General features: G+C 58.3%; 6 protein-coding genes and 1 pseudogene. 6 read left to right on the plus strand and 1 reads right to left on the minus strand.

Annotation, left to right across the window (positions count from 1 at the left end):
- The 6 genes and pseudogenes from EOC06_RS40440 to EOC06_RS33770 form a co-directional block, all read left to right on the plus strand.
- Positions 1 to 729 (plus strand): annotated as a pseudogene (locus tag EOC06_RS40440) (TlpA family protein disulfide reductase); the annotation flags it as partial.
- Positions 730 to 1,048: 319 nt separating this feature from the next.
- A complete protein-coding gene (locus EOC06_RS33750; protein WP_128309834.1) occupies positions 1,049 to 1,486 on the plus strand; it encodes a DUF269 domain-containing protein in 438 nt (145 codons plus the stop codon).
- A gap of 91 nt (positions 1,487 to 1,577) precedes the next feature.
- Entirely contained in the window at positions 1,578 to 1,736 is a 159-nt protein-coding gene (locus EOC06_RS33755) for a CCE_0567 family metalloprotein (RefSeq protein WP_224571204.1), read from the plus strand.
- On the plus strand, positions 1,733 to 2,050 hold the full coding sequence (gene fdxB / locus EOC06_RS33760) for a ferredoxin III, nif-specific (RefSeq protein WP_206631315.1): 318 nt from the start codon (positions 1,733 to 1,735) through the stop codon (positions 2,048 to 2,050). Before EOC06_RS33755 ends, fdxB begins: the two co-directional genes overlap by 4 nt.
- 80 nt (positions 2,051 to 2,130) lie before the next feature.
- Positions 2,131 to 2,322: an exopolysaccharide production repressor protein gene (locus EOC06_RS33765; RefSeq protein WP_245470308.1), complete on the plus strand. Its 192-nt coding sequence runs from the start codon at positions 2,131 to 2,133 to the stop codon at positions 2,320 to 2,322.
- Positions 2,323 to 2,559: 237 nt separating this feature from the next.
- A complete protein-coding gene (locus EOC06_RS33770) occupies positions 2,560 to 3,573 on the plus strand; it encodes a 1-aminocyclopropane-1-carboxylate deaminase (RefSeq protein WP_128309836.1) in 1,014 nt (337 codons plus the stop codon).
- Positions 3,574 to 3,941: 368 nt separating this feature from the next.
- Here EOC06_RS33770 and EOC06_RS41045 read toward each other — a convergent pair.
- On the minus strand, positions 3,942 to 4,141 hold a 200-nt coding region (locus EOC06_RS41045; protein ID WP_206631316.1), incomplete at its 5' end, for a hypothetical protein.

The raw sequence follows: 4,141 nt of genomic DNA on the forward strand, positions 1-4,141 counted from the left end.
GTTTTGCCGAAAGTCCTTAACGGCAGCTGGCGCAGCAGCTATGAAGCGAAAGCCGCCGATGCAAAGCGCATCGCGCATAACCAACTTGCAGCGCGCGAAATGTCGCTTACCGGGCCGATATACGCCAAAATTGGGCCGGCGATGCAGGCCGAGGATTGGACGGCGGCGCTCTTGGCCATCGAAGAAGGCCTCGCCTTGATGCCAGACTCTTGTGAGTTCCGGCAGATTCATGCGGATCTTCTGCTTCACAAGCTGCGCGACATCAAGACCGGCATGCCGGTCATGCGAGAATTGGTCGAGGACGCGATCGACAAAACGTCCGACGCGGTGTCGTGGATGGCCTTGGCCCTCAACCAACTCTTCGATCCCACGATGGACAATTCCCATCTTCCGCGCGCGGAGCGCTTTGCGATGGGCAACGAGCTCTCGGAACAGATACTGGCACTCAATCCCCCGAACGGCGATGGCCCGTTTAAATACCTCCGGTACCTCCCGGTAGCTCAGTATTATTACGAGAGCGGCAACAAAGATCGCGCAATCGAGTTGATCGAGGTGGCACTGAAATCGGTGGACCGGCTGGGGCCAATTCCGGACCACACCAAACAGTACTATCTTACCCCATTGCTCGAAGCACTGGCCAACTACACGGGTGAGCCTGCCTGTCACGCGGATCTTTGTGTGGCTCCGCAAAAGAAGGCACCCGAAACTCAAAACGCAGTCACTTCCTGAGCAAGAATCGCGAAGGGACTGACAATTGGAATTGAACACTGGCCAATCCGCCCATCGAGGCTCTCTTCGCAGCAAGTATGTCGATGCAGCAGGGCGGCGGCTTGCGGCAGGTTGGATTTCAATTGCGTTGACCACCGGTCGGATCGCGGCGCAGACGATGTGCGCCGCGAATTCGCGCCGCAGGTCTCGCACTCGTGGACATGTCGAGGTCGGCCACGGGGCACTCTTGGGGTTGGCCCGCCCAAGCCATTCGTCGGCCACGCAAGCGGACCCGGAGTGGGCATCGCAAGGAAATCGTACCTCGAAGACGAAGACTGAAATGACGAACAACGAAATTCCTCCGGTTGGCCCTGCTGTCAACAATGACGACGAGGCCCTTGCTTCCCCGTTCGTCAAATGCCTCCTGCGGCTCATTCGTACTCAGGATTCCTTCGGCTTATGGGAAGGCCATTCGGATGCCGAGCTGCTGGCCGAGTTCATCATCACCAAGCAACAGCAACGTGCGGTACCCTTTGGCGGCGATCCCGATCCTGACGCGCTGTGGAGGCTCGACATGTTTTACACCGCCGTAGCGCTTGCGATCGAGGAGCGCTCCGGCGTGTCGACGTCGCCAATAATTGGAATGAAACCCGTGGGGGCTTCCAGCGGTTGGGCGTTCTGTCGAGACGTCCACCGGTTCGGCTTCGAGACTTTCCGCAAACTTGCTGAGGCCGGTACGAAACTGGTCGACGATGCGACTGCAGCCATTGAAGCCTAGCCCGAGATGGAGCGCATCAACAAAACCATTGTTCCAGGAAGGATCTATGTCAGACCTAGATAGGATGAGGAAAAAAGTCTGAAAGCTCCAGTTGCGTGCAGCTATTGCCAAGATGGCATTGCAGGACCTCGTCGAGGGTCTGCCGGGCAAGTGGGCCGACATACAGGAAGTCGCCGAGAAAACCCAAGCCGTTTATGCCGAGTTGGATGTTGCCAAGAGAGAACTCGCTTCAATGAAGAATTTAGGATGATGCGCACATTCACCACCCGTGACGGCTCCATTTGGATGCCGTCGTACCTGACCTCCATCGATAGCAAGATCTGCATCGGCTGCTGCCGTTGTTTCAAGGTCTGCTCGCGCGATGTCATGCATCTTCACGGCGTTGATGATGCGGGTGAAATCCTCGGCCCCTGCGATGACGAGGACGACGATTTCGACGGCAAGCTCAATCGCATGATCATGGTTGTCGATGATGCCGGCCGCTGCATAGGCTGCGGAGCCTGCGGCCGCGTCTGCCCCAAGAACTGCCAGACGCATGTTGCGGCCGACGAGCTCGCAACATGATCTGGCGAAAACCAGGAGAACGGCGTTGCACTTCATCTTTTTGTCGGCTCGTGGGGCTGGTCCTGTGCAGCAATGCGTCGATGATTTACTTCGCTTTGGATTCGCTCCGTGTGGCAGTCGTCACGACGCTGGCCTGTTCGCTGCTGCTTCAGGCCGGCTACTTCGGCTGCGTGCTCTTTCTGATCTGGCAGTCCTCTAGCCGCGCTCGTGGAACTCGCCACAGGGGCCAGCATGCCGATGGTTACAGGAAAGCTCGGGTACCAGTCGTCTGACTCTGATCAACTGCGGAATGCAATTTTCAGCTGTGTCCCGGCTTGGCCGAATGCCCAGCATGTGCTGCTGCTTTGATGCGCGGATGACAGGATCAGTGCTCAGACCGACACCAATTTTGGTCACCCTCTGATGACTGAGCTGATCGTATAGGGAATCTGTGTTCGGCTAACACGCGACCATTACCCCTGGGCTGACCGGTGCGTAGCAGGTTCAGGTACTTTTTTGCTGGAGATAGCATGCTGGAAAAATTCGAACGTTATCCGCTCACCTTTGGACCCACGCCGATCGAGAGGCTCGAGCGCCTCGGCAAGCATCTGGGCGACAAGGTGGAAATCTACGTCAAACGCGAGGACTGCAACTCCGGTCTCGCGTTCGGCGGAAACAAGCTGCGCAAGCTCGAATACATTGTGCCTGACGCGATCGCGTCAGATGCCGATACGCTCGTCACAATCGGTGGCGTGCAGTCCAACCATACGCGCATGGTCGCTGCGGTCGCCGCCAAGATCGGCATGAAATGCCTCCTGGTCCAGGAGAGCTGGGTCCCACATGATGATGCTGTCTACGACCGGGTCGGCAATATTCTCTTGAGCCGCATCATGGGGGCAGAGGTGCGCCTGGTTGACGAGGGCTTTGACATCGGCATCCGCCGCAGCTGGGAAAAGGCACTTTATGAAGTCAAGGCAAGGGGCGGCAGGCCATATGCGATACCTGCCGGCGCCTCTGTCCACAAATACGGCGGCCTGGGCTATGTGGGGTTCGCTGAGGAGGTGCGTGCCCAGGAAGAGCAGCTTGGGTTTGCCTTCGACTATATCGTCGTCTGTACGGTGACTGGTTCAACCCACGGCGGCATGCTCGTCGGGTTCGCCAAGGATGGTCGACAGCGCAACGTGATCGGTATCGATGCCTCCGCCATGCCCGCCAAGACCAAGGCGCAGGTGCTTGGCATCGCCCAAAATACAGCGAAGCTCGTCCACCTCGGAGCGGAAATTGTCGAGGCAGACGTGGTGTTGTTCATGGACTACGCGTACCCGGGTTATGGCGTTCCATCGGAGGAAACCAAAGAGGCAATCCGTTTGTGCGCGCGGCTCGAGGGCATGATTACGGACCCCGTTTACGAGGGCAAATCGATGCAAGGGATGATCGACCTCGTCCAGAGGGGCTTCTTTCCACAGGGATCGAGGGTCCTCTACGCACATCTAGGCGGCGCGCCGGCGATCAACGGGTACGGCTACACCTTTCGCAACGGCTGACGTTCGGCAGTCTGCGATTCCGCGGTCGCGCTCGAACGTGGGTAGGTAGCGTCGTTCGAGCGCTTGGCTGGAGAAGTGGAGGAAGCGACGGGCATCCACTAATTGGTACCATTACGTGCTGTCGGGGCTCAACGCCACGCGCATTGAGCGCATGCCGCCGTTGGCAACCGCGAGGCGAATTTTGACTCCGGGGCAAGAATCCACACGCGGCGGTGGCGGCACGAGGACCAAGCCGGCGAGTTCGCGCTTTCGAACTGGCGCCAAACTGCCACTGCTCGAGGACCGAGGCCAGTCTAATCACAGGCGAGCCGTCCAAGCTCTCAAGAGTGATAGGGCGAAACCCGACAGCGGCAGAAGACATGTCGGGTTCACGACAATCGGCCGCATTTGGCCTCGTGGAGAATTTCAAAGCATTTCCCGCCGCTTACCGGAGCTGAGGGAATTGGCACCTCCGTTGCAGCTTGATGTGCGGCAACACGGTGAGAGCTTCGCTGAAGCAAGTCAGAGGGAGCGATGCCCTCGAGACCGTGTCCGATTTTGACTGGAAAATATTCCGCGACAAAAGAGA

The sequence above is a fragment of the Mesorhizobium sp. M7A.F.Ca.MR.362.00.0.0 genome, from assembly GCF_004023175.1.
Taxonomy (GTDB): domain Bacteria; phylum Pseudomonadota; class Alphaproteobacteria; order Rhizobiales; family Rhizobiaceae; genus Mesorhizobium.